Source organism: Paenibacillus sp. 01T422 (assembly GCF_056398785.1).
In genome coordinates this window covers 1-1,192 of the sequence record NZ_JBFTQB010001322.1, presented here as the reverse complement: position 1 = coordinate 1,192, position 1,192 = coordinate 1, and the positions used below count along the sequence as shown (strand labels likewise).

The 1,192-nt window shown below is 47.9% G+C and carries 1 pseudogene; it reads left to right on the top strand.

Annotated features, from left to right (window positions below):
* Positions 1–363 precede the first annotated feature (363 nt).
* Positions 364–1,192 (top strand): annotated as a pseudogene (locus AC1DUA_RS38405) (hypothetical protein); the annotation flags it as partial.

The following is a 1,192-nucleotide window of genomic DNA, read 5'->3' as shown; positions in this document are numbered from 1 at the left end:
CATAGTTTAGGAGTGAGGTTTAAATATTTACTATTTTGCAACTCAAAGTAAATATCAATTTTATGACTAGGAGGGGAAAACATAAATGGCTGTCTTATCAAGCGGACCGATAGAAAACAATGCTATCAGTGGCATGAGGTCAACTCAACAGATATCAGTATTAATTGATAATAGGGATGTTGTTAATTCTGCAACTGTTCTCATACAAGGATATATCTTAAACGGCACAAGAACGTTATATGTACTTGAATTTTTTGAAGTCTTTCCAAATCAAGTACTAACCAGAAATTACTTTGCTGATTTTGATAGATTTGAATTCGTTTTTACAACAGGAGGTACCGCTGCAGATCAGACCGGAATTATATGGCCATTTTGTCGACTGGACCTATTGATAATAGTTCTGTCAACGGAGTTAGACCAACTCAGCAAGTAACGATCAATATTGATAATAGGGATAATGTCAACTCTTCGACACTGCTTATTCAAGGTTATGTTTTAAATGGTACAAGAACGTTATATGTACTTGAACTTTTCGTAGTTTTACCAAATCAAGAGGTGACCAGAAGTTATTTTGCTGATATTGATAGATTTGAATTTGTATTCACAACAGGAGGCGTTGCTGCAAAACAGACCGAAGTTTCCGTTTGGGGAAAGACGGCCTTAGGAGAATTAGTTGCCGCGCATCGACTTGTTTCATCTGAGCTCTTAGGAACTGACATAGGGGTTACTGGGGCTACAGGTAGTACAGGAGCGACGGGAGCGACAGGAAGTGCAGGAGCTGCGGGAGCAACGGGAGCGACTGGAAGTGCAGGAGCTGCGGGAGCAACAGGGGCGACTGGAAGTGCAGGAGCTGCGGGAGCGACAGGGGCGACTGGCGGTACAGGAGCTGCGGGAGCGACAAGGCGACTGGAAGTGCAGGAGCTGCGGGAGCAACAGGTGCGACTGGAGGTACAGGAGATACAGGAGCTGCGGGTGCGACAGGTGCGACTGGAAGTGCAGGAGCTGCGGGAGCAACAGGTGCGACTGGCGGTACAGGAGCTGCGGGAGCGACAGGTGCGACTGGAAGTGCAGGAGCTGCGGGAGCAACAGGTGCGACTGGAAGTGCAGGAGCTGCGGGAGCARCAGGTGCGACTGGAAGTGCAGGAGCTGCGGGAGCAACAGGAGCGACTGGAAGTGCAGGAGCTGCGGGAGC